This window comes from Sorangium sp. So ce1504 (assembly GCF_051521635.1).
GTDB lineage: Bacteria > Myxococcota_A > Polyangia > Polyangiales > Polyangiaceae > Sorangium > Sorangium cellulosum_B.
The window spans coordinates 8,342,339-8,360,708 of record NZ_CP150365.1; the positions used below are offsets into that span (position 1 = coordinate 8,342,339).

The window sequence follows — 18,370 nt, forward strand, 5'->3', positions numbered from 1 at the left end:
CGGCTCAGATCACGTAGGTCGAGCGCTCCGGCCGCCCCTTGCGGTGCACGCCGAGCTCGACGCCGCGCTCGCAGACGTCGGCGATCGACACCGAGTCGAAGCAGCGCTCGATGGCGAGCGCCAGATCCTGGAACACGGCCGTGGGCGGGTCGAGCGGCGAGCCCTCCGGCCTGCCGTCGTCATCCGGAGCGATCACGGCGACCGGCCCCTCCAGGGCGCGGACCACGTCGCCCAGGCTGATCTCGCTCGCGGGCCGCGCGAGGTGGTAGCCGCCGCGCGGCCCCCGCTTCGAGCTGATGAGCCCGGCCTTCTTCAGGTCCTGGAAGATCTGCTCCAGGAAACGCGCGGGGATGAGCTCCCGCTCGGAGATCTCGCGGATCTGGGTCGGCCGCCCGTCGTTGTGGAATGCGATATCGAACAATGCGCGCACACCGTAGCGACCCTTGTTCGAGAGCTTCACCGCCAGCCATATGCATTGGTGCATCGGAGAAGTCAAGAACTGCACATTCAGCGACTTCCGCTTCTTTCCGTGCGACACAGCACCCGAACAGCCCACAAAAACCGGGCGTCGCGGGGAAATTACCAGCAGAGGTTCACCGTTCGCCGCGTCGGCGCGACGCAGCCTCCGGCTTCCTGTTGAACCGGGTGGGACGGGTTCAGTAGCTTCGAGCTCTATCGAGGCTGCGAGTCGCCGCGCGTGCACGGAGGGGCGCGCGGAACGTGATCGGCGCGCGGGCGTCGCACGGTTCGGGTTGCGGCGCACCAACCTAGGAGTCGGCCGGTGGCTTTCTATCAAGACCCCCCCACACTCGGGAACCAGTACGACGACGACCGCGTGCTGCGGTCCTATCTCGCGCGGGCCCTGCCGCGCGAGGTGGCCGCGTCGATAACGCCTTCGCTGCGGGAGATGGGCGAGCTCGCCGGCGGCCGCCTGTACGAGCTGCAGCTCGCCGATCGCGCGAACGAGCCGAAGCTCACGTCGTGGGACGCCTGGGGAAGGCGCATCGACCACGTCGAGGTGACCCAGCTCTGGAAGGAGGCGGCCCGCATCGCGTGCGAGCGGGGGGTCGTCGCGACGGCCTACGAGCGGGCGCACGGCGCGTTCTCGCGCGTCCATCAGTTCGCGCTGGCGTACCTCTTCGACGCGTCGAGCGACGTGTACACGTGCCCGCTCGCGATGACCGACGGCGCCGCGCGGACGCTCCTCGCGAGCGACAACCGGGCGCTCATCGACCGCGCGGTGCCCCGGCTCACAAGCCGCGACCCCGCCGCCGCGTGGACCTCGGGCCAGTGGATGACCGAGCGCACCGGCGGCTCGGACGTGGGGCGGAGCGAGACGGCGGCGCGCCTCGACCCCGACGGGGCCTACCGGCTCCACGGGACGAAGTGGTTCGCCTCGTCGACCACGTCGGAGATGGCGCTCACGCTCGCGCGCCCCGAGGGCAACCCGGAGGGCAGCCGCGGGCTGGCGCTCTTCTACGTGGAGCTCGCCGGCGAGGCGGGGCGCCGCGAGGGCGTGCTGATCAACCGGCTGAAGGACAAGCTCGGCACCCGCAAGGTGCCGACCGCCGAGCTCACGCTCGACGGCGTCCTCGCCACGCCGGTGGCGGGCCTGTCGAACGGCGTCCGGGCGATCGCGCCGATGCTCAACGTGACGCGCACCTGGAACGCGATCGGCGCCATCGCCGGGATGCGCCGGGGGCTCGCGCTGGCGCGCTCGTACGCCCAGAGCCGAGTCCAGTTCGGCACGACGCTGGCGGAGAAGCCGCTGCACATGGACACGCTCGCCGAGCTCCAGGCCGAGTTCGAGGGCGCCTTCCACCTGACCTTCCGCGCGATCGAGCTGCTCGGGCGCGAGGAGACGGGCTCGCTCACCGACTCGGAGGCGAAGCTGCTGCGGCTGATCATCCCGCTCGCGAAGCTCACGACCGCCAAGCAGGCGGTGTCGGTGCTGAGCGAGGTGCTCGAGGCGTTCGGCGGGGCCGGCTACGTCGAGGACACGGGGCTGCCGCGCCTGCTCCGGGACGCGCAGGTCCTCACGATCTGGGAGGGCACGACGAACGTGCTCGCCCTCGACGCGCTGCGGGTGATCCTGAAGGACGGCTCGCTCGACATCCTCGCGGCCGAGGTGGCGCGCCTCCTGACCGGCGTGGTCGAGCCGAAGCTCGCCGAGGCCGAGACGTCCGCGTCGCGCGCGGTGTCCCACGCCCGCGCGTGGATCAAGGAGATGGCCGCCGCCGACCGCCCCGGCCTCGAGGCGGGCGCCCGCCGGGTCGCGATCACCCTGGGCCGGGCGCTGCAGCTCGCCCTGCTCGTGCGACACGCCGCGTGGGCCATGGACCGCGAGCGAAGCCGGAGCGCGCTGGCCGCCGCCATCCAGTTCGAGCGCAACGGCGTCGACTGCATCCGGGACCACGATCGCGACACGATCGAGGCCCTCGCCGAGACGCGACAGCGGCCCGATACCTGAACAAAAGGTGGGGCCTACCCACTGAACAAATCCCTCCGGCAACCCGGGCGCGGCGACAGCGCGAGGCGGGCGTGGCGCCGCGATCCGCGCCCCGTCCGCGACCCTCGACGATTTTTCCGTGGTCGCGCCGCGTTCTGATCATACAGAATTAACGTTTGATTTCGGACGGTTGCGAACACACCGCCGTCCTGGAAGCGGACGGCATTTGTCCTAGCGGCATGCGAAGGCACTAGACGGGACAACCTGAACGGGCTTACAGTAATGCGTAGCTGCGGCGCTGAACGCGTGCCCGACGTGGGCGACGTGCGGGCGGGCCCGTCCATCGAGGCGGGCTCCGCCGGCGCGGCGTCCCCGGTGGGGTGAGATCCGCCTGCGCGCGCCTCCGGCGCGTGCGTGGGACTTCGTCCGCCTCCTGGACGGATCGGGCTCGCGTGGGCCCGGGCACGCGCGCGGCGCGCGGTGTGGGTGAGCGCACACGACGAGCTGCGAGCTGCGAAGAGGCGAGATGAAGACGCAATACACGCTGCTGTCCGGCGAGACGGTCGAGTTCCCGACGCCGGCGGGCGAGCTGGGCGCCTTTCTGTCCCGGGTCCTGGCGGCGGCCAGGGATCCGTCGGTGTCCGATGCAGAGCTGCTCGATCTCGTGCTCGGCCCGGAGAACCCGTTGCTGGACAGGACCGCCGTCGCGGGCCGGAGCGTCGCGACCGCCGACGTGTACCGCGACCCGGCCTTCCACGTGATGCTCGACTGCGTGGCGCGGAAGCGGCTGCCGCCCGATTCGGCGGTCGTCACGCCGCGGACGCGGTTCACGATGACGGTGCCGGACGCCGCGCACCAGCTCGGCATCTCGGAGAGCGCGGTGCGCCAGGCGATCTACGCGGGGCGGCTGCGCGCGAGCAAGGAAGGAGGCACCTACTACCTCGATCCGCACTCGGTGGCGGGCTACCGCGTGAGCAAGCGGGGGCCGCGGCGCCAGGACCAGATGGCGAAGGGACCGCCCGGGGCCACGCTCGACGCGCGCATCGGCTCGGGGCCGGACGCGAGCTTCCGCGTGAAGCACAGCCGCGACGACTTCGAGCTGTCGGAGAAGCGCGGCCCCGAGTGGACGGGGATGATCCCGGCGGGGTGGCGGCGGATCGCGGTGCTCGGCACGTCGAAGGACCGCTCGCGCTACTGGGAGATCGAGCCCGCCGAGGGCGAGAGCGTGCTGCACTTCGAGGGCTTCTACCTGCGCGGCGGCTTCCGCATCGTGGAGACCGTGAGCACGTCGCCGCGGGCTGTGGCGGCGTTCAAGGACTTCCAGCCGCGATGAGCGCGGGCAGGCGCGGCGAGCGGAGCGCGACGAGCGCGCGGCGCGGTCGCCGGATCAGAAGCGGGCCTGGAAGCTCGTGCCGAGGCCGAAGAAGTCGGGGTTCACGAAGGTGCGCAGGGCCACGGTGCCCTCGGAGGGATCTCGCTCCATGAAGGTGCCGTTGTTGTCACGCACGTACTGAGCCCACGCGACGGCGGAGAGGATCTTGCTGATATCCCACTTGAGGCTCGCGCGGAGCTGGAAGATCGGGACGGCGGAGGCGTTGAAGGGGAGGATCGACACATTGCCCTGCTCTCGGACGACGGACGTGCGCGCGATCACCGCGCTCATGGCGTCGATGGACATCGTCCTGAACGCGGCGGGGAACTGCAGGCCCACGCCGAGGCCGGGCGTGAGCCGCGCGGACGCGAGGTGGTAATCGGCCGCGAGCGCGAAGAACAGCTCGTCGGCGGTCGAGGTCTGGGCGGTCTTCGGGATCGTCTGGAAGGGGATGAAGCTCGGCTGGTTGCGCAGCACGAACGGCAGGTCGCGGTAGACGCCCGTGACGCTCGCGCGCGCATACCCGGACTTGACGACCGCCTGGAGGGCGCCGGCGCGTGCCGGCTGGTGGGTGGTGGTGCCGGCAGATTCGAAGTCCTTGAGGTTCTGAAAGAGGTTCGTCGCCTCGAGGCTCACCGCCCATGTCGTCTTGCCCGGCGCGTACGTCTCGGGCTTGAAGAGGATCTGCGGCTTGGTGGGATCGTTGCGATAGAGGAGGAAGTCGACCGACTGCGGGATGGGCTCGTTCCTGGCGTGCGCGACGATCCGGGCCGAGGCGCCGTAGGTGTAGACCGGGTCGCCGGCGACGTCGGGCAAGTCGAAGCGGCCCTGCTGGAAGTAGCCGGCGCCGAGGTCGACGTGAACCTGGGGGTGGAGATCGGCGCCCCCGCCAAGGAGAAAGCCGTAGTTGGTCTGAGCGATTCGGATCTCCTCGGTCTCGCTCGTGCCGGGGGTGAGCACCTCCTGGACCTGGGTGAGGCTCGCGACCTTGAACCCCGCGTACACGCTGAACCGGTCGGCATCGAGCTGGACCTTCGCGCCAGGCGCGGTTCCGATGATGCGCGGGAAGATGGACTGATTGGCGGAGCCGTTCGTCCCGCCCCACGAGATGTCGTAGAGGTAGCCGAGACGAAACCGGTCCGTGTCGATGGGCCAGAGCGTGACACCGACGCCGGTCTTCCCCTCTGCCCTGCCGCCTATGTGATAGAAGGCGCGAATGAACGATCCGGCGTCGTAAAACGCCTGATTGACGTTGTTGTTGTTCCTGGACAGCGCGGCGAGATCGATGCGCAGGACGAGAGAAGCCTCGGTGTCCAGCCGCTCGATGAACCCCGGCATCCTCTTGTAGAGCGCGAGGTGCGTCAGGTTCTCGCGCCCGCTGAAGCGGGAGTTGAGGTTGTCGAAGAAGAGCCGGAATTGCTTTCGATCGCCGACGCTGAGGTTGGGCGAGAGCGGCTGCGCCTGACCCGTGTCGTGGAGCAGGTCGTCGTCGCCGAGCGTCCACGTGAGGCGCGTGTCCATCGCGTCTCCCACGCGGACGAGAGGCTCGGTGGCTGCTGGCGGGAGGTAGGGTTCGATCCGCGGGAGGGTGGGGACAACGGCGGCGGGGGCGGGCTGCGAGATCGGAGGCGGCGCGGCGGCCGCCGGGGCCGGCGCGGCCTGGTCCGAGGCTGGCGCGTCGGGCGCCGGGGCCGGCGCGGCCTGGTCCGGGCTCGGCGCAGCCGGCGCTGGCGGCGGCTGCGGCTGGCCCAGCGCCGGCGGCGCGAGCGTGAACAGCAAGGCCGCGGAGGCAGCAGGGGCGAGGAGCGCGCTTCGGTGCATGGCGGGCGGTGGCTTTCCTGGGCCTGGGTGAACCGGCGGGCGCGGCGCGGCCGCGGCGAAGGCGAGGAGGTGGCTAGTTGGTCTCGGCGTCGTCGTCGTCGAGGCTGCGCGTCCGGACGCAGGCCTCCTTCGATGGCTTCGTGGCGGGCGCGCAGCCGGGCGCCCGGCAGACGAGGTCGTCCGGACAGCGGGCTTCGATCGTCCAGTTCAGCGAGCCGCCCGAGAAGCTCCGGAGCGTGCCAGTCACCGCGTCGATCACCTCGCCCCGGTGGGACGTCGGATCGAAGGCGCTCACCGTGCCCGTCTGGATCTGGATCCTGCTCGACCCGTCCGTGATCTTGTAGTTGCCGCGCGCGGAGTAGCTCGTCCACTCGCTGCACTCGGGGTCGTCCGAGCACGCGTTCGCGCAGCTCCGCTCGGCCTGGCTGTCGAAATCGACCTGCCCGTCGCCGTTCAGATCGCAGTTCGACTGCTCCGCGGCGAAGACGTTGTCCCTCGCGGGCCTCGGACCGAAGCGCTCGCCGATGTGGAACCCCTCGACGCGCACGAGCCCGCTCTCGAGGCGCTCCATGGCCAGGGCGCCGGCGATCGTCGGCCCGTCGAGCACCGTCGGCTCCGGGACCAGGCACTCCGCTCCTTCCTGCGCGCGCGCGATCTCGTACGAAGGGAACGAGAGCTGGGTGAAGCCGAAGAACTCGTCGACGGTGCCCGCGAGGTACTCGAGCCGATCGCAGACACGCAGGTTGGCAGGTGTGCTGAAATTGTACGCGAAGAGGTGGTTGAAGCCGCTGCCCTGGCCGGCCAGATCGGTGACGTAGAAGCCGTCGCTCGAGACACGCGTGACGACGACCTGCTGGGGAGCCGCGGTGTCGATCCGCATCGCTTCGGACGGGTAGGGCGTCGCCGAGCCGCCGCCCTGCACGTCGGCGATGCGCGGCGAGGCGTAGGCGACCGGCTTCGAGACGCCGGCGCTGAAGGAGCCGCCCTCCTCGGTGTCGTCGTCCGCGAAGGCGCACCCGGGATCGGCGGGGAAATCGACGAGCATGTCGCCCGGCGCGTCGTCGTTGACGCCGTTGGCGCACGCGGGGCGGTCGCCCCGGGACGCGGGCCGGTAGCCGAGGTCCTCGACCCACAGCCGGATGGGCCCGTAGACGGCCGTCACGTGGGCGATCCCCTCGGCGACGCCGTCCCGCAGGCGGATGTTGCGGCCGACCGCGATGCCCTCGTCGTCCGCCTCGACGTCGAGCACCGCCCCGGGATCGACGCTCAGCCTGACCATGCCGTCGAAGGGCGTCCGGCGGCCGGCAGCGTCGCGCGCCTCGATCCTGAACGACCAGGTGTCCACCGTGTCGCCGCGGTTGGCCGGCAGCGGCGCCTCGGCGGAGGGGGGCGCTTCCCCGTTCACTTGCACGACCTGGACCCAGAAGCTCGAGACGCCCCGGGGCGTCCCGCCGTCGCTGCCGCACCCGGCGAGCGCGGCGGCCGCGAGCGCCGCTCGGCGCCTCGCCCGCGGCGTCACTGGCCCACCATCCGCAAGCGGCCGTCGGAGAAGTTGCCGAGCCGCCGGTCGACGCACGCCAGGTGCTTGCACTGCTCGCCCGCGGCGCTGCACGGGGCGAGCGCGCTCTCGCACTGCTCCCGCACCCAGTCGGTCGGCGCCTCGGCGCAGACGTCGCGCTGGTAGGCGGCGACGTCATCGCGGCAGCGCGCGAGCACACACGCGCCCCGGGAGCACGGCGCCTCGCCGGTCTTGCACGCCCGCCCCTCGACCACCGACTCGGGGCACGCGCAGACGAAGCCCTCGCCCTCGCCCGCGCAATCGGCGTCCCGCCGGCACGACGCGAGCTCGCCGCGCTCGTCCGCGCCGCACGGGCTGCCCGCGCGGATGGCGTCGATCAGCGCGTCGCGCTGCTGCACCTGGGTGTCGAGCTGCGTCGTGTTGCGCTGGAGCACGCGGAACCCGCTGCCGCCCTGGGCGAGGTAGCTCGACGTCGCCAGCTCGTAGGTCGCGATCGGATCGAGCGGCTGCCAGCAGCGCCTCGCCTCGACGTCGCAGCTGCCCACCTCGCCGCCCGGACAGTCGGCGTCGCCGTTCGGGCACGCGATCGCCGGCCGGCGCGCGCCGATGTACACGTGGGTCGCGACGCCGGACGCGGCGCCGTCGGCCGAGCGCGCGGCGCAGTCGATGACGACCCGCGCGCCCGCGATCTGCGCCTGCGAGACGCACCCGCGGCCGCTCGATCGGCGCGCCACGAAGTCGAAGAGCTCCTGCACCTCGAGGCCGGAGAGCTGCATCTTCGAGATCGAGTTGTCGAAGGGGAAGACGTTGAACATCTGCTCGACCGTCACCGGGCCGGGCACGAGGTCGGCGCGGATGCCCGTCGTGTTCGTGAGCGCGAAATCGGTCTGGATGCCGAGGCGCAGCCACATCGCCCCGGCGATGAGGTTGCCCAGCGGCGAGTCGCCGCCGCTCGCCGAGGCGCGGCGGGAGCCGCCCGGCGCGTAGCCGACCAGGAGATCGAGGTTCGCGAGCGCGTCGAGCCCCTGCGCGTACGGCTCGAGCGCCGAGGCGACGATCGGATCGGCGGGCACGTCCTCGGTCACCGGGAAGAGCTCGTACCGGTCCGAGAGCACCTCGAAGCCGTTCAGCGGGTCGTAGCCGCCCCCGAGCTCGGAGGCGTCCCTGGACAGCACGAGGTCGAGCCGCCCGACGAACTTCGCGAACGCGCCGGAGTGCGCGAGCAGCACGTCGCGCGGCGTGCAGTAACGCCGGCGCTTCGCGCCTTCCCCGGGCGAGCGCTCGTCGTTCAGGAGGATGTAGTGCCGCTGCTCCTCCTCGTCGTAGTACCGCGAGCAGTCGCGGACGCGCTTCGGCGGCTGGAGGACGATGTGGTTGTGCCCGCCGAGCACGACGTCGATGCCCGTCGTGGTCTCGATCATCCGCTCGTCGCCGTCCAGGCCGAGGTGCGTCACGAAGACGATGACGTCCACCGTGGGGCGGAGCAGGTCGACGTAAAACTGGGCGACCTCGGTCGTGTTCAGCGGGGTGACGCCGAGCCGGTTCGGCGCCTCGAAGATCGACGTCAGGCTGGAGAGGTTGCCCATCCCGACGACGCCGACCTGGAGGCCCTCGAGGTCGAAGACCGTGAACGGCTGCAGGATGGCGCCGAGCGGAGAGGCGCCGGGCTGCGCGGGGTCCTCGAGCTGGTAGTTCGCCGCGAGGACGGGGAAGCCGGCGTTCTGCTGGAGCTGGATACCGAGGTTCAGCGCGCCGCGGTCGAACTCGTGGTTGGCGACGATCATGGCGTCGACGCCCATGGCGCCGAGGGCGCGGATCTCCGCCTCTCCCGAGTAGAAATTGAAGATCGGCGCCCCCTGGAAGCAGTCGCCGCCGTCGAGGTGAAGCGCGCGCGACGACCGGGCGCGCTCGCGCCCGAGGAGATGGGACATGCGCGCGGCGCCGCCGACGTTCGCGATCGAGGCCGCCGCGCCGAGGCCGAGCCCCGCGTCCACCTGGCCGAGCTGCAGGTTGTACGGGAAGAGCCGCGAGTGGATGTCCGACGTGTGGAGCAGCGTCAGGTGCACCTGCCCGACGAGCCGCGTCGGCGGCGCCTCCTCCTCGCAGCCCGCCGCGCACAGGCCGAGCGCCACCGCGCAGGCGGCCAGCGCGCGCGCCACCCCGGACGCGACCGGCACCGCAGGCGTCGGCCCCACCGCACCCAGCGCGCCGCTCACCGCGTGGCGCGCTCTCCCGTGAGCAGGTCGTAGAGGTCCGGCGCGAACGAGGCGGCGACGCAGCACTCGACCTCCTCCGCCGTCGCGCAGGCGAGCGCCTCCGCCGCGACCGCCTCGGCCTCGGCGACCGTCACGCGCCGGAGCGTCTCCTTGATCTCCGGGATCGCCGCCGCCTCCATCGAGAAGTCGCGGAGGCCGAGGCCGAGCAGCAGCAGGGCGGCGAGCGGATCGCTCGCCATCGCGCCGCAGAGGGAGACCGGCCTGCCGAAATCCTGGCCTGCCTGGATCACCTTCGTGATCAGCCGCAGGATCGACGGGTCGAACGGCGAGGCCAGGTAGGCGAGCGAGCGGCTGGTCCGGTCGACCGCGAGCGCGTACTGGATCAGATCGTTCGTCCCGAGGCTCAGGAACGCGGCCTCGCGCGCGAAATGGTCGACCATGATCGCCGCCGAGGGCACCTCGATCATCACGCCGAGCGGGATCTCGTCGGCGCACGCCTGGCCGCGGGCGCGCACCTGCTCCTGCGCGCGGCGCAGCAGCGCGCGCACCTGCCGGAGCTCGCCGAGGCCCGCGACCATGGGGATCATGATCCGCACGTCGCCGTAGGCGGAGGCGCGCACCATGGCGCGGAGGTGCTCGAGGAAGACGTCGGGGCGCGAGAGCGCGAGCCGGACCGCGCGGAGGCCGAGCATCGGGTTCATCTCGGGCGGCACCTGGAACGTGGAGACGAACTTGTCGCCGCCGATGTCGAACGTGCGCAGCGTGACCGGCTTCGGGCGGAGCGCCTCGACGACGGCGCGGAAGATCTCGAACTGCTGGTCCTCCGAGGGCGGGGACGTGCGGTCGATGTAGAGGAACTCGGTCCGGTAGAGGCCGATGCCGTCGGCGCCCTGGTCGCGCGCGAGGATCGCCTCGGCCGGGAGCTCGACGTTCGCCCGGAGCGACACCTTGACGCCGTCCTTCGACTGGGCGGCACGGTGCCTGGACTCCGAGAGCTCCTTGCCGAGCGCGACGTAGCGCTCGGCGCGGGCGCGCGCGTCCGCGAGCTCGGCCGGGCCGGGGCGAACGACGACCGTGCCGCGCAGCCCGTCGATCACCACGATGTCGCCCGTGATCACGCGCTGCAGCACGTCGCTGACGCCGACCACGGCCGGGATCTCCAGCGCGCGCGCCATGATGGAGGTGTGGCTCGTGCGGGTGCCGACCTCGGTGACGAAGCCGACGACCGGCTCGTCGACCATCGCCGCGGTGTCGGCCGGCGACAGGTCGTGCGCGATGAGGATCGTCGGCCCGGAGAAGCGCGGGAGCGCCGCGCCGAACGTCGCCGGCATGGCGATCGAGTTCTGCAGCTCGATCAGGCTGCGCGTGGAGAGGGGCGAGGTGTCGCGCGAGGACGGCGGCTCCTGGGGCGGGAGGCTGAACGCGCGCAGGAGGCGCTCGCCGACGAACAGGACGTCGTGGCTGCGCTCGCGCAGGTACGGGTCGTCCAGCGCGGCGAAGCGGCCGGCGATCGCCTCGCACGCGATCACCACCGCCCACTCGGCGCAGCGGCGCTCCTCGGTGACCTGGCGCTTCACGGCGTCGGCGAGGGCCTCGTCGCCGAGCATCAGCAGGTAGGCTTCGAGGATCGACGCCTCGGCGCGGTGGTCGCCGATGCGCTTCGCCATGTCGCGCAGCTCGTCCTGCGCGCGCTCGACCGCGGCCTCGAAGCGCTCGAGCTCCGCCGCGATCTCGCTGGAGCCGACGCGGCGGCGCGGGTGGTTCGTCCGGTGGCCGCCCATCACGACGGCCGCGCCGATGGCGACCCCGGGGGACCCAGCGATGCCCCGCAGCGTCTCCGTCCGGGCGCCGGGCGGCATCGAGTCGACCCGGGCGCCGGGCGCCGCCGAGCCGCTCCGGACGGCGTCCGCCGGGGCGGGATGCTCGTCCGGGGCGTCCGACGAGAGCGCGCTCGGGCCGCGCGTCACTCGTGCTCTCCGAAGCGCGCGGCGATCAGCTCGCCGATGGCGGAGACGGCGTCGGCGGCCTGATCGCCCGTCGCGCTCACCTCGATCTGGGTGCCCATCGACCCGCAGAGCAGGAGCACGCCCATCACGCTCTTCGCGTTGGCCGACTGCCCGTCCGGCCCGGTCAGCGAGATCTCGCAGTCGTAACGCCCCGCGAGCTGCACGAGCTTCGTCGCGGCGCGCGCGTGGAGCCCGCGGACATTGATGATGGTAAACCGCCTCGTTACCGCCTCGGTCGTCACCGCTCGCCCCCCGTCACGCTCGTGTCCGACGCCGGGCGAGGCTCCGACGGGGGCGCTCCCGGCTGCGCCAGCCGGAGATCCACGCCGGGCGCCCCGGCCATGCCCTCTCCCACCCCCGAGGGTACACCACTCGTGCTCGCCCGGGCGACGTCCCGGTGCACGACCGTGATCGGGAGCCCCGTCTTCCGCCGCAAGCTGTCGCTGAGCGCGTTGGTGAGCACGACGGAGCGGTGCCGGCCGCCGGTGCACCCGATGCCGACGGTGAGGTAGCTCTTTCCTTCGCTGGCGTAGCGCGGCATGCAGAACGAGAGGAGCTGCTCTGTCCTGCAGATGAACTCGAGGGCATCCGGGTTCTTCAGGATGTACTCCCGCACGGGCTCGTCGTTCCCCGTGAGCTCGCGGAGGCCGTGGACGAAATACGGGTTGTCGAGGAAGCGGACGTCGAAGAGCAGATCGGCGTCGAGCGGGATGCCGTACTTGTAACCGAACGAGATGAACCGGGTGGACATCCGGGGCACCTCGACCTTCGCGGGGCGCAGCCGCTCGATGACGACGCGGCGCAGGTCGTGCGTCGACAGCCGGGTCGTGTCGAGCTCGATCGTCGCCCTGGCCCGCAGCGACGCGAGCCGCTCGCGCTCCAGGAGGACGCCGTCGAGCATCGCGATGGCGCCGCTGCCGCCGGTCGTCAGCGGGTGCGGGCGCCGCGTCTCGCTGAAGCGCCGGAGCAGCGTCTCGTCCGAGGCGTCGAGGAAGAGGATCACCACGTCCCGTCCGGTCCGTATCGAGTCGAGCGCCGCCGTGGCGCCCGCCAGGAAGGAGCCCACCCGGACGTCGATGCCGAGCCCGATCCGGGTGATCCCGCCCGACTCGCACGCCTCGACCGCCGGCTGCACGAGCGACGTGGGCAGGTTGTCCACGCAGAAGAAGCCGAGGTCCTCCAGGGCGTGGAGCGCCGTCGACTTGCCCGCGCCGGAGAGGCCCGTGACGACGACGACGCGCCCCGGCGCGCCGTCGGGCCCGTGCAGGCCGTGCTGCTGCTGATCGCCTCCGTTGCTCACCCTCGCCTCCTCGGCCGCGGCAGGCTCACGGACGACTCCGTGGGGCTGAACCCGGAGCTCGGGCGATCAGGGGGCGGCCTGCCCCGATCCACGGGCGGCCGGAAGGCGCTGCTCGGGGGGTTCGGCGCGTCCACGCCGCGGCCGGGCGGCGGCGGCGGCGGCCGGGGCGGGCCGGGCGGCGCGGCGATCCGCGAGGCGCCTTCCTCGGCGAGCCTCGCCGGCGGCGGGATCGACGACTCCTCGGGCGAGCGCTCGCGGAGCAGCTCGCCCTCGACATTGCCGAAGAACTCGCGGGCCGCGTGGAACCCGGCGTTCTTCAGGAGCTCGTTGCGGGCGGCGACCTCGAGGATCGACGCCATGTCGCGGCCCGGGCGCACCGGGATGACGAGCTCCCGGATCTTCACGCCGAGGATGGAGTGGTACCGCTCGTCCAGCCCGAGCCGATCGTACTCGGTGTCCTTCGACCACTCGACAAGCTTCACCACGACGTCGATCCGCTTGCGCTCGCGGATCGACGTGACGCCGAAGAGGTCCTTCACGTTGAGGATGCCGAGGCCACGCACCTCGAGGTGGTACCGGAGGAGATCCGCCGGGGCCCCGAAGACCATGCCGGGAGGGCGGTAATCGCACTCCACGGCGTCGTCGGCCACGAGCCGGTGGCCGCGCATCACGAGATCGAGCGCGCACTCGCTCTTGCCGATCGCGCTCGACCCCATGAGAAGGAGGCCCACGCCGAAGACGTCGACGAGCACGCCGTGCAGCCGCAGGCGCGGCGCCAGGCGATCGTCGAGCAGCGCGTGCAGCGCGGTGATCGTGGCGCTCGACCGCACCGCCGAGACGAGGAGCGGCGTCCCGCTCTCCTCGGCGCACTGCGCGAGCTCCGGCACAGGGACGAACCCGATGCCGGAGCCGTTCGCCTCGAACGGCTGGTCGCCCTGCGTGAGGATGACGCAGCACAGGCCGAGCTCGAAGAAGCCGCGCAGCGACAGGAGCCGGTCCTCGCGGGAGAGCTTGTGGAGGAACGAGAGCTCGGTCTGCCCGAGGATCTGCACCCGCGTCGGGACGATGCCGTGGAAGTGGCCGACGAGCGCGAGCCCGGACTTCTGGATGCGGGTGTTCATGATGGGCCGGTCGAGGCCCGCGGCGCCGGCGATGAGCGTGAGGTCGATGCCGAGCCCCTCGTCGGCCATCAGGCTCCGCACCGCGATGGCGGGGCGGTCCGCCCGCCCACCGCGGGTCGAGGGGGGCATCCGGCCGCCCCCTTCCCCTTCGTGTCCGCCGCTGCGCGGGCCGCTCATGACACCGACCTCCCTTCCTCGGCCGCGATGAGCTCGAACGCCGCGCGCCCGGTCGAGGCGCCGAGCAGCCGCCGCCTGAACGTCTCGTCCCGCAGCAGGCGGGAGATGCGCGCCAGCGTCTTGAGGTGCTCGCCCGTGGCGCGCTTCGGCCCGATCACGGCGACGAGGATGGCCACCGGCGCCCCGTCGATCGCGTCGAAGTCGATCGGCTTCGGGCAGATCAGGACCGCGCCGATCAGCCGATCGACGCCCTCCATCGCGCCGTGGGGGATGGCCACGCCGCTCCCGACGCCGGTGGACTGCAGGCGCTCGCGCTCGCCGAGCACCCGCTCGATGTCATCGGCCTTGACCCCCGGCTGTCCTGCCGCGAGCAGGGCGGCGAGCCGGCGGAGCGCGTCCGTCTTGGAGCGGACGACCCCCTCCTGCTCGCTGGCGACGGATACCTGGTGCGCGGTCAAGATGTCGCGGACTTGCATGCTGATTTCGGCGCTCGGGCGAGGTGAGAGGGCTCTGGAACGGCGCACGTGGCACGGTCGGCGCGGCGCTCGGCCAGGGCCAAGCGAGCCGATGTGGCCATCGTACCCTGGGGACTTCGGGTGCGCGACTCAAGGACGCTATCGCGGCGAGCGGCCCCGGAGGGAGCGTTCTTCGCGTTCTTCGCGTCGCGATCGCTGGGCGACCGCCGCGCCGCTCCAGGCGGGCCCCCCGGCAGGTTGGCCATGCGCAGGGGTGAGCTGATGGAGACGAGCGCTCTTCGCCGCCGCGCTCGCCGCGGCGACGCGCGCGGCGGCTCACGCGGAGGGAGCGCGCCGCCTCGCCCGCGAGCGGTGGCTCACAGGATGGGAGCGCGCCGCGCCGGCGGGCGCGGCTGCCCTCGCTCCGGCTCGCGCGTCGCGCCTCGGCGACGCGCGCGGCGGCTCACGATCGGGAGCGTCCCGTCGCGGCCACCGCTTCGCGCTCCACCTCGACGGCGTACTCGCCGGCGCTCGTGCCGCCGCGCTTCCGCGCTATGGTGTGACCCTTCCCATCCCGGATCTGCCGCTCGAGCTTGTCGTGGACCATGTCGATCGACGCGTACATGTCCTCACCCCGCTCGGTCGCATGGAAGGCTAGACTGCCGGAGGAGAGGCGAACGTCGGCAACGTGCGTCAGACCCTCGACGGAGAGGGTGACCTGCGCCGTCATCGCCTGCCTAAGGAACTTCTGAAGCTTGGCCACCTTCTCATGGGCGTAATTCTTCACGGCGTCGGTACCCACCATATGGCGGAACGTGATCGTGATGTTCATCGGGTCCAGCCTTCCTTCCCTGATGCGTAGATGAAACAATCGACTACGGCTACAGAGCACCCCTCCATCTCCATCGTAACACTGATGTAGAGCTCTGGTCTGCACTCAACGGCGCAGCGCTTTCGTTTTGTTTGGCGTCGTTCCGCTTCTGCGTTTCTTGCCGCGGGTTGCCGCGTCTTGCGCCAGCCTGCCGCAGCTTGCCACCTCTCGCGCACCTCGTCGTGCCCGCGCGTCACCGTGGCTTGCCGCGCTGCGTCCTGCGCGGCCAGCGCACCTCCTCTTCAACAAGCCTTGGCACGCCCCGCTTGTTCCAGCGCCCGGCGCACCGTGTGCGGGGCATGGCCCGATGCCAGCGCGATCTCGCCGATCGTGGGTGTGCGTCCGAGCTCGGCCGCGAGCCGCCTCGCGCTCGCGACGACGGCGCGGAGCACCTCGACATCGCCCCGATCGAGCGGCTCGGCGACGCGGAGGCCCTCGGACTCGAGCCGGTCGATGATGTACTCGACCTCCTCGTACGAGACCGCTCGGCGGTCGACGACTTCGGCGATGTCGTTGAGGTCCACCCGACCGGTCGACCGATGGCGTGTAAGGAGCTCCTGGATCATGTCGTCGATGACAGGCGGCACGGCGCTAGCGTGCCACCTTCGCGCAGGCCGCGCACGCGCCTGCGCGGGCAAAAGCGGGCCCGAAAGCCGAGCGCGAGACCGAGCTGATCGAGCGTCTCGGCGCCGCGCTCCCCGGCCCTCCCCGCGGCCTCGCCGCGCGGAGCCTGGCCAGCCGGCTCGCCCGGCGCGAGCCCGCCGCCGCATCACAGCTCCTCATTCAAGGCGCGCCACGGCGCACCTCACCTCGCCTCGCCACGATGGCCACGATCGACGTCTTCATCTGTTCAGCGATGTTTCCGCCAGGCTGCGCGAGGCATGATAGAAATGGACGCGTCATCGGGCGGATACACATCAGGAGATCTTCCATGCGCTGGGCCCCTCCCGAATCGCGATCGCGCTATGCGATCCGCGACCATATCGAAGCAAACCTGGATCCGGTCAAGGATCATCAGGAGATCGCATTTCTCTCGACGTGCTATGATTTCCCGTGGGACACGCAGCACGCCCTCGAGCTCGCGCTGTTCCGTGTCTTCGGGATCGCCAAGGGCACACCTCTCCTGGTGCAGACAGGGGAGTTCCTCCAGCGCACCCAGAAGCGCTACGACGACACCGTCCTCATCCTCTCCGAGATGCTGGAGAACGGATACGACAGCGAGCGCGGCCGGGCGGCGCTGCGGCGCATGAACCGGCAGCACGGGCGTTACGCCATCCCGAACGACGAGTACCTGTACACGCTGTCGACGTTCATCTTCGAGCCCATCCGCTGGAACGAGCGCTTCGCCTGGCGCGCGCTGCTCGAAAAGGAGAAGCTCGCGGCCTACCACTACTGGAAGCAGGTCGGGACGCTGATGAACATCAAGGATATCCCGCCGAGCTACGAGGCGTTCGAGCGGTTCAACCTCGATTACGAGGCGGAGCACCTGCGGTTCTCGGAGGACAACCGGACGCTCGCCGTGGCGACGCGGGACCTCGTGCTGGGCTGGGCGCTGCCGAGAGCGCTATGGCCGCTCGGGGCGCCGGTCCTCCACGCGATGATCGATGATCGCATGCTCGACGCCGTCGGGCTGCCGCGGCCTCCGCCCGGGCTGCGCGGCCTCGTGCAGGCGGCGCTCCGCGCGCGCGGCCCGCTCTTGCGGGCCATGCCGCGCCGGCGCTCGCCGCGCCTGCTCACTCAGCTGAGGAACCGCACGTACCCGGACGGCTACCGTATCGAGGATCTCGGCGCGCGGTGACCGGCGCAGCTCCACGGGCCGGCGAGCCCAGCCGCCGCGCCGGGCGAGCGGCTGCCTTCCGGCTCAAGGCTGCCCTGCCGGCTCAAGGCTGCCCGCCGGCTCAAGGCTGCCTGCCGCCTCAGGGCAGCTGGCGTCGCAGGAACTTGAGCGCCTCCCGGGCAGCGCGGTTCACCGGCTCGTAGACGTCCGGGGTCGTCCTGAGCGGCGCGCCGATCGGCTCGCCCGGGCGGACGCCGAGGATGCGCTCGACGTCCTCCAGGAGCGATTGCATCGAGTCGTAGCGGTTCCCGGGGGCCTTGCGGAGCGCGGTGGCGACCAGCGCCTCGATCCGCCGATCGATGCCGGGCCGGATCGAGCTGAGCCGGGGGGCCGGGGTGCAGGCGTGCTGGGCGACGACCACCACGTCGTCTGGCGAGGAGAACGGCAGCTGGCCTGCGAGCATGCGGAACATGGTGACACCGAGGGCATAAATGTCGGTGCGGCCGTCGATGGGATCGGCGAGGGCCTGCTCCGGGGCCATGTAGGGGACCGTGCCCAGCACGAGACCGGCGGCGGTGGTGGGGCCCGTCTTCAGCTTCGCAAAGCCGAAATCCATCATCTTGAGCACGCGCGGGCCGCCCTGGGAGCGGACGAGGAACAGGTTGTCCGGCTTCACGTCGCGGTGGATGACGCCGGCCGCGTGCGCCGAAGCGAGCGCCGACGCCGCCTGCCGTATCAGCGGAAGCGCGACGGCCTCGCTCATGGCCACCTCGCGGCGGAGCAGGACGCCGAGCGACTCGCCGGTGAGCAGCTCGAGCACGATGAACGGGGACCCGTCCTTGCGCTCGCCCGCGTCGAGGACCCGGATGATGTTGGGGTGCCCGAGCTCGGCCGCCGCCTCGAGCTCGCGGAGGAACCGCTCGCGCTGGGCCCGATCGGCGGCGAAGCTGCGGTTCAGGATCTTGATCGCGACCTGCTCCTTCGTGCGGCTGTCCGCCGCGAGGTACACGCGCGACATGCCGCCGGCGCCGATGAAGCCCTGGATCACATAGCGATCCTCGAGGATGGCGCCGAACTGCCGCGTCGGCTGCGCCGGCGGCGGCGCGGCCGACAGCGACTGGACGAGGCGCGCGCCGTCGTCGGGGCAGAAGCCGTACGAGCGATCGGTGTACGCGCGGTGGCAGCGCGGGCAAATCATGGGACCCGGGTCATGATGGCGGCGGGGGCGGGGATCCTCAAGGGACTTGCGGGCGGGCGGCGCGCGGCGCCGCTCCCGGCGAGGTGGA

Annotated in this window: 15 protein-coding genes; 3 read left to right on the plus strand and 12 right to left on the minus strand. The window is 71.7% G+C overall.

The window, feature by feature from the left end:
• Positions 1 to 4: 4 nt before the first annotated feature.
• Positions 5 to 484 (minus strand): RrF2 family transcriptional regulator, encoded by a 480-nt coding sequence (locus tag WMF39_RS31375; RefSeq protein WP_437740156.1) that lies wholly within the window; start codon positions 482 to 484, stop codon positions 5 to 7.
• A gap of 297 nt (positions 485 to 781) precedes the next feature.
• Here WMF39_RS31375 and WMF39_RS31380 point away from each other — a divergent pair, with 297 nt between their 5' ends.
• Together WMF39_RS31380 and WMF39_RS31385 are read left to right on the plus strand one after the other, a co-directional pair.
• A complete protein-coding gene (locus tag WMF39_RS31380) occupies positions 782 to 2,470 on the plus strand; it encodes an acyl-CoA dehydrogenase family protein (RefSeq protein ID WP_437740157.1) in 1,689 nt (562 codons plus the stop codon).
• Between the two features lie 505 nt (positions 2,471 to 2,975).
• The gene (locus WMF39_RS31385; protein WP_437740158.1) at positions 2,976 to 3,782 is read left to right on the plus strand and encodes a helix-turn-helix domain-containing protein; all 807 of its coding nucleotides are present in this window, start codon (positions 2,976 to 2,978) and stop codon (positions 3,780 to 3,782) included.
• A gap of 54 nt (positions 3,783 to 3,836) precedes the next feature.
• Here WMF39_RS31385 and WMF39_RS31390 read toward each other — a convergent pair whose 3' ends face one another.
• The 10 genes from WMF39_RS31390 to WMF39_RS31435 all read right to left on the minus strand — a co-directional run bounded on the left by WMF39_RS31390 (position 3,837) and on the right by WMF39_RS31435 (position 15,894).
• Positions 3,837 to 5,642 (minus strand): hypothetical protein, encoded by a 1,806-nt coding sequence (locus tag WMF39_RS31390; protein WP_437740159.1) that lies wholly within the window; start codon positions 5,640 to 5,642, stop codon positions 3,837 to 3,839.
• Positions 5,643 to 5,715: 73 nt separating this feature from the next.
• The gene (locus tag WMF39_RS31395) at positions 5,716 to 7,161 is read right to left on the minus strand and encodes a hypothetical protein (RefSeq protein WP_437740160.1); all 1,446 of its coding nucleotides are present in this window, start codon (positions 7,159 to 7,161) and stop codon (positions 5,716 to 5,718) included.
• A complete protein-coding gene (locus tag WMF39_RS31400; RefSeq protein WP_437740161.1) occupies positions 7,158 to 9,377 on the minus strand; it encodes a bifunctional metallophosphatase/5'-nucleotidase in 2,220 nt (739 codons plus the stop codon). Before WMF39_RS31400 ends, WMF39_RS31395 begins: the two co-directional genes overlap by 4 nt.
• On the minus strand, positions 9,374 to 11,344 hold the full coding sequence (ptsP, locus tag WMF39_RS31405; RefSeq protein ID WP_437740162.1) for a phosphoenolpyruvate--protein phosphotransferase: 1,971 nt from the start codon (positions 11,342 to 11,344) through the stop codon (positions 9,374 to 9,376). The genes WMF39_RS31400 and ptsP overlap by 4 nt, the downstream gene beginning before the upstream one ends.
• Positions 11,341 to 11,625, minus strand: coding sequence for an HPr family phosphocarrier protein (locus tag WMF39_RS31410; protein WP_272094687.1), 285 nt, complete (start codon positions 11,623 to 11,625; stop codon positions 11,341 to 11,343). Before WMF39_RS31410 ends, ptsP begins: the two co-directional genes overlap by 4 nt.
• Positions 11,622 to 12,683, minus strand: a complete 1,062-nt coding sequence (gene rapZ / locus WMF39_RS31415) for an RNase adapter RapZ (protein WP_437740163.1) — start codon at positions 12,681 to 12,683, stop codon at positions 11,622 to 11,624. The genes WMF39_RS31410 and rapZ overlap by 4 nt, the downstream gene beginning before the upstream one ends.
• Positions 12,680 to 13,981: an HPr(Ser) kinase/phosphatase gene (gene hprK, locus WMF39_RS31420; protein ID WP_437740164.1), complete on the minus strand. Its 1,302-nt coding sequence runs from the start codon at positions 13,979 to 13,981 to the stop codon at positions 12,680 to 12,682. Before hprK ends, rapZ begins: the two co-directional genes overlap by 4 nt.
• Positions 13,978 to 14,457: a PTS sugar transporter subunit IIA gene (locus tag WMF39_RS31425; protein ID WP_437740165.1), complete on the minus strand. Its 480-nt coding sequence runs from the start codon at positions 14,455 to 14,457 to the stop codon at positions 13,978 to 13,980. The genes hprK and WMF39_RS31425 overlap by 4 nt, the downstream gene beginning before the upstream one ends.
• A gap of 442 nt (positions 14,458 to 14,899) precedes the next feature.
• Positions 14,900 to 15,268: a ribosome hibernation-promoting factor, HPF/YfiA family gene (gene hpf, locus WMF39_RS31430; RefSeq protein ID WP_437740166.1), complete on the minus strand. Its 369-nt coding sequence runs from the start codon at positions 15,266 to 15,268 to the stop codon at positions 14,900 to 14,902.
• 281 nt (positions 15,269 to 15,549) lie between these two features.
• Positions 15,550 to 15,894 carry a sigma-70 domain-containing protein gene (locus WMF39_RS31435; RefSeq protein WP_437708868.1) on the minus strand — a complete coding sequence of 115 codons (345 nt, stop codon included), beginning with the start codon at positions 15,892 to 15,894 and terminating at the stop codon, positions 15,550 to 15,552.
• A gap of 344 nt (positions 15,895 to 16,238) precedes the next feature.
• On the opposite strand from WMF39_RS31435, the gene WMF39_RS31440 reads away from it, so the two are divergent.
• The gene (locus tag WMF39_RS31440) at positions 16,239 to 17,105 is read left to right on the plus strand and encodes an oxygenase MpaB family protein (protein ID WP_437740167.1); all 867 of its coding nucleotides are present in this window, start codon (positions 16,239 to 16,241) and stop codon (positions 17,103 to 17,105) included.
• A gap of 118 nt (positions 17,106 to 17,223) precedes the next feature.
• Here the strand turns inward: WMF39_RS31440 and WMF39_RS31445 are convergent, their stop codons facing one another.
• Positions 17,224 to 18,282, minus strand: coding sequence for a serine/threonine-protein kinase (locus WMF39_RS31445; RefSeq protein WP_437740168.1), 1,059 nt, complete (start codon positions 18,280 to 18,282; stop codon positions 17,224 to 17,226).
• Positions 18,283 to 18,370 lie beyond the last annotated feature (88 nt).

Bases quoted from the DNA above. Each gene is read 5' to 3' on its own strand.
- WMF39_RS31375 (WP_437740156.1), bottom strand. From the start codon at position 484: ATGCACCAATGCATATGGCTGGCGGTGAAGCTCTCGAACAAGGGTCGC.
- WMF39_RS31385 (WP_437740158.1), top strand. From the start codon at position 2,976: ATGAAGACGCAATACACGCTGCTGTCCGGCGAGACGGTCGAGTTCCCG.
- WMF39_RS31390 (WP_437740159.1), bottom strand. From the start codon at position 5,642: ATGCACCGAAGCGCGCTCCTCGCCCCTGCTGCCTCCGCGGCCTTGCTG.
- hprK (WP_437740164.1), bottom strand. From the start codon at position 13,981: ATGAGCGGCCCGCGCAGCGGCGGACACGAAGGGGAAGGGGGCGGCCGG.
- WMF39_RS31425 (WP_437740165.1), bottom strand. From the start codon at position 14,457: ATGCAAGTCCGCGACATCTTGACCGCGCACCAGGTATCCGTCGCCAGC.
- hpf (WP_437740166.1), bottom strand. From the start codon at position 15,268: ATGAACATCACGATCACGTTCCGCCATATGGTGGGTACCGACGCCGTG.
- WMF39_RS31440 (WP_437740167.1), top strand. From the start codon at position 16,239: ATGCGCTGGGCCCCTCCCGAATCGCGATCGCGCTATGCGATCCGCGAC.
- WMF39_RS31445 (WP_437740168.1), bottom strand. From the start codon at position 18,282: ATGATTTGCCCGCGCTGCCACCGCGCGTACACCGATCGCTCGTACGGC.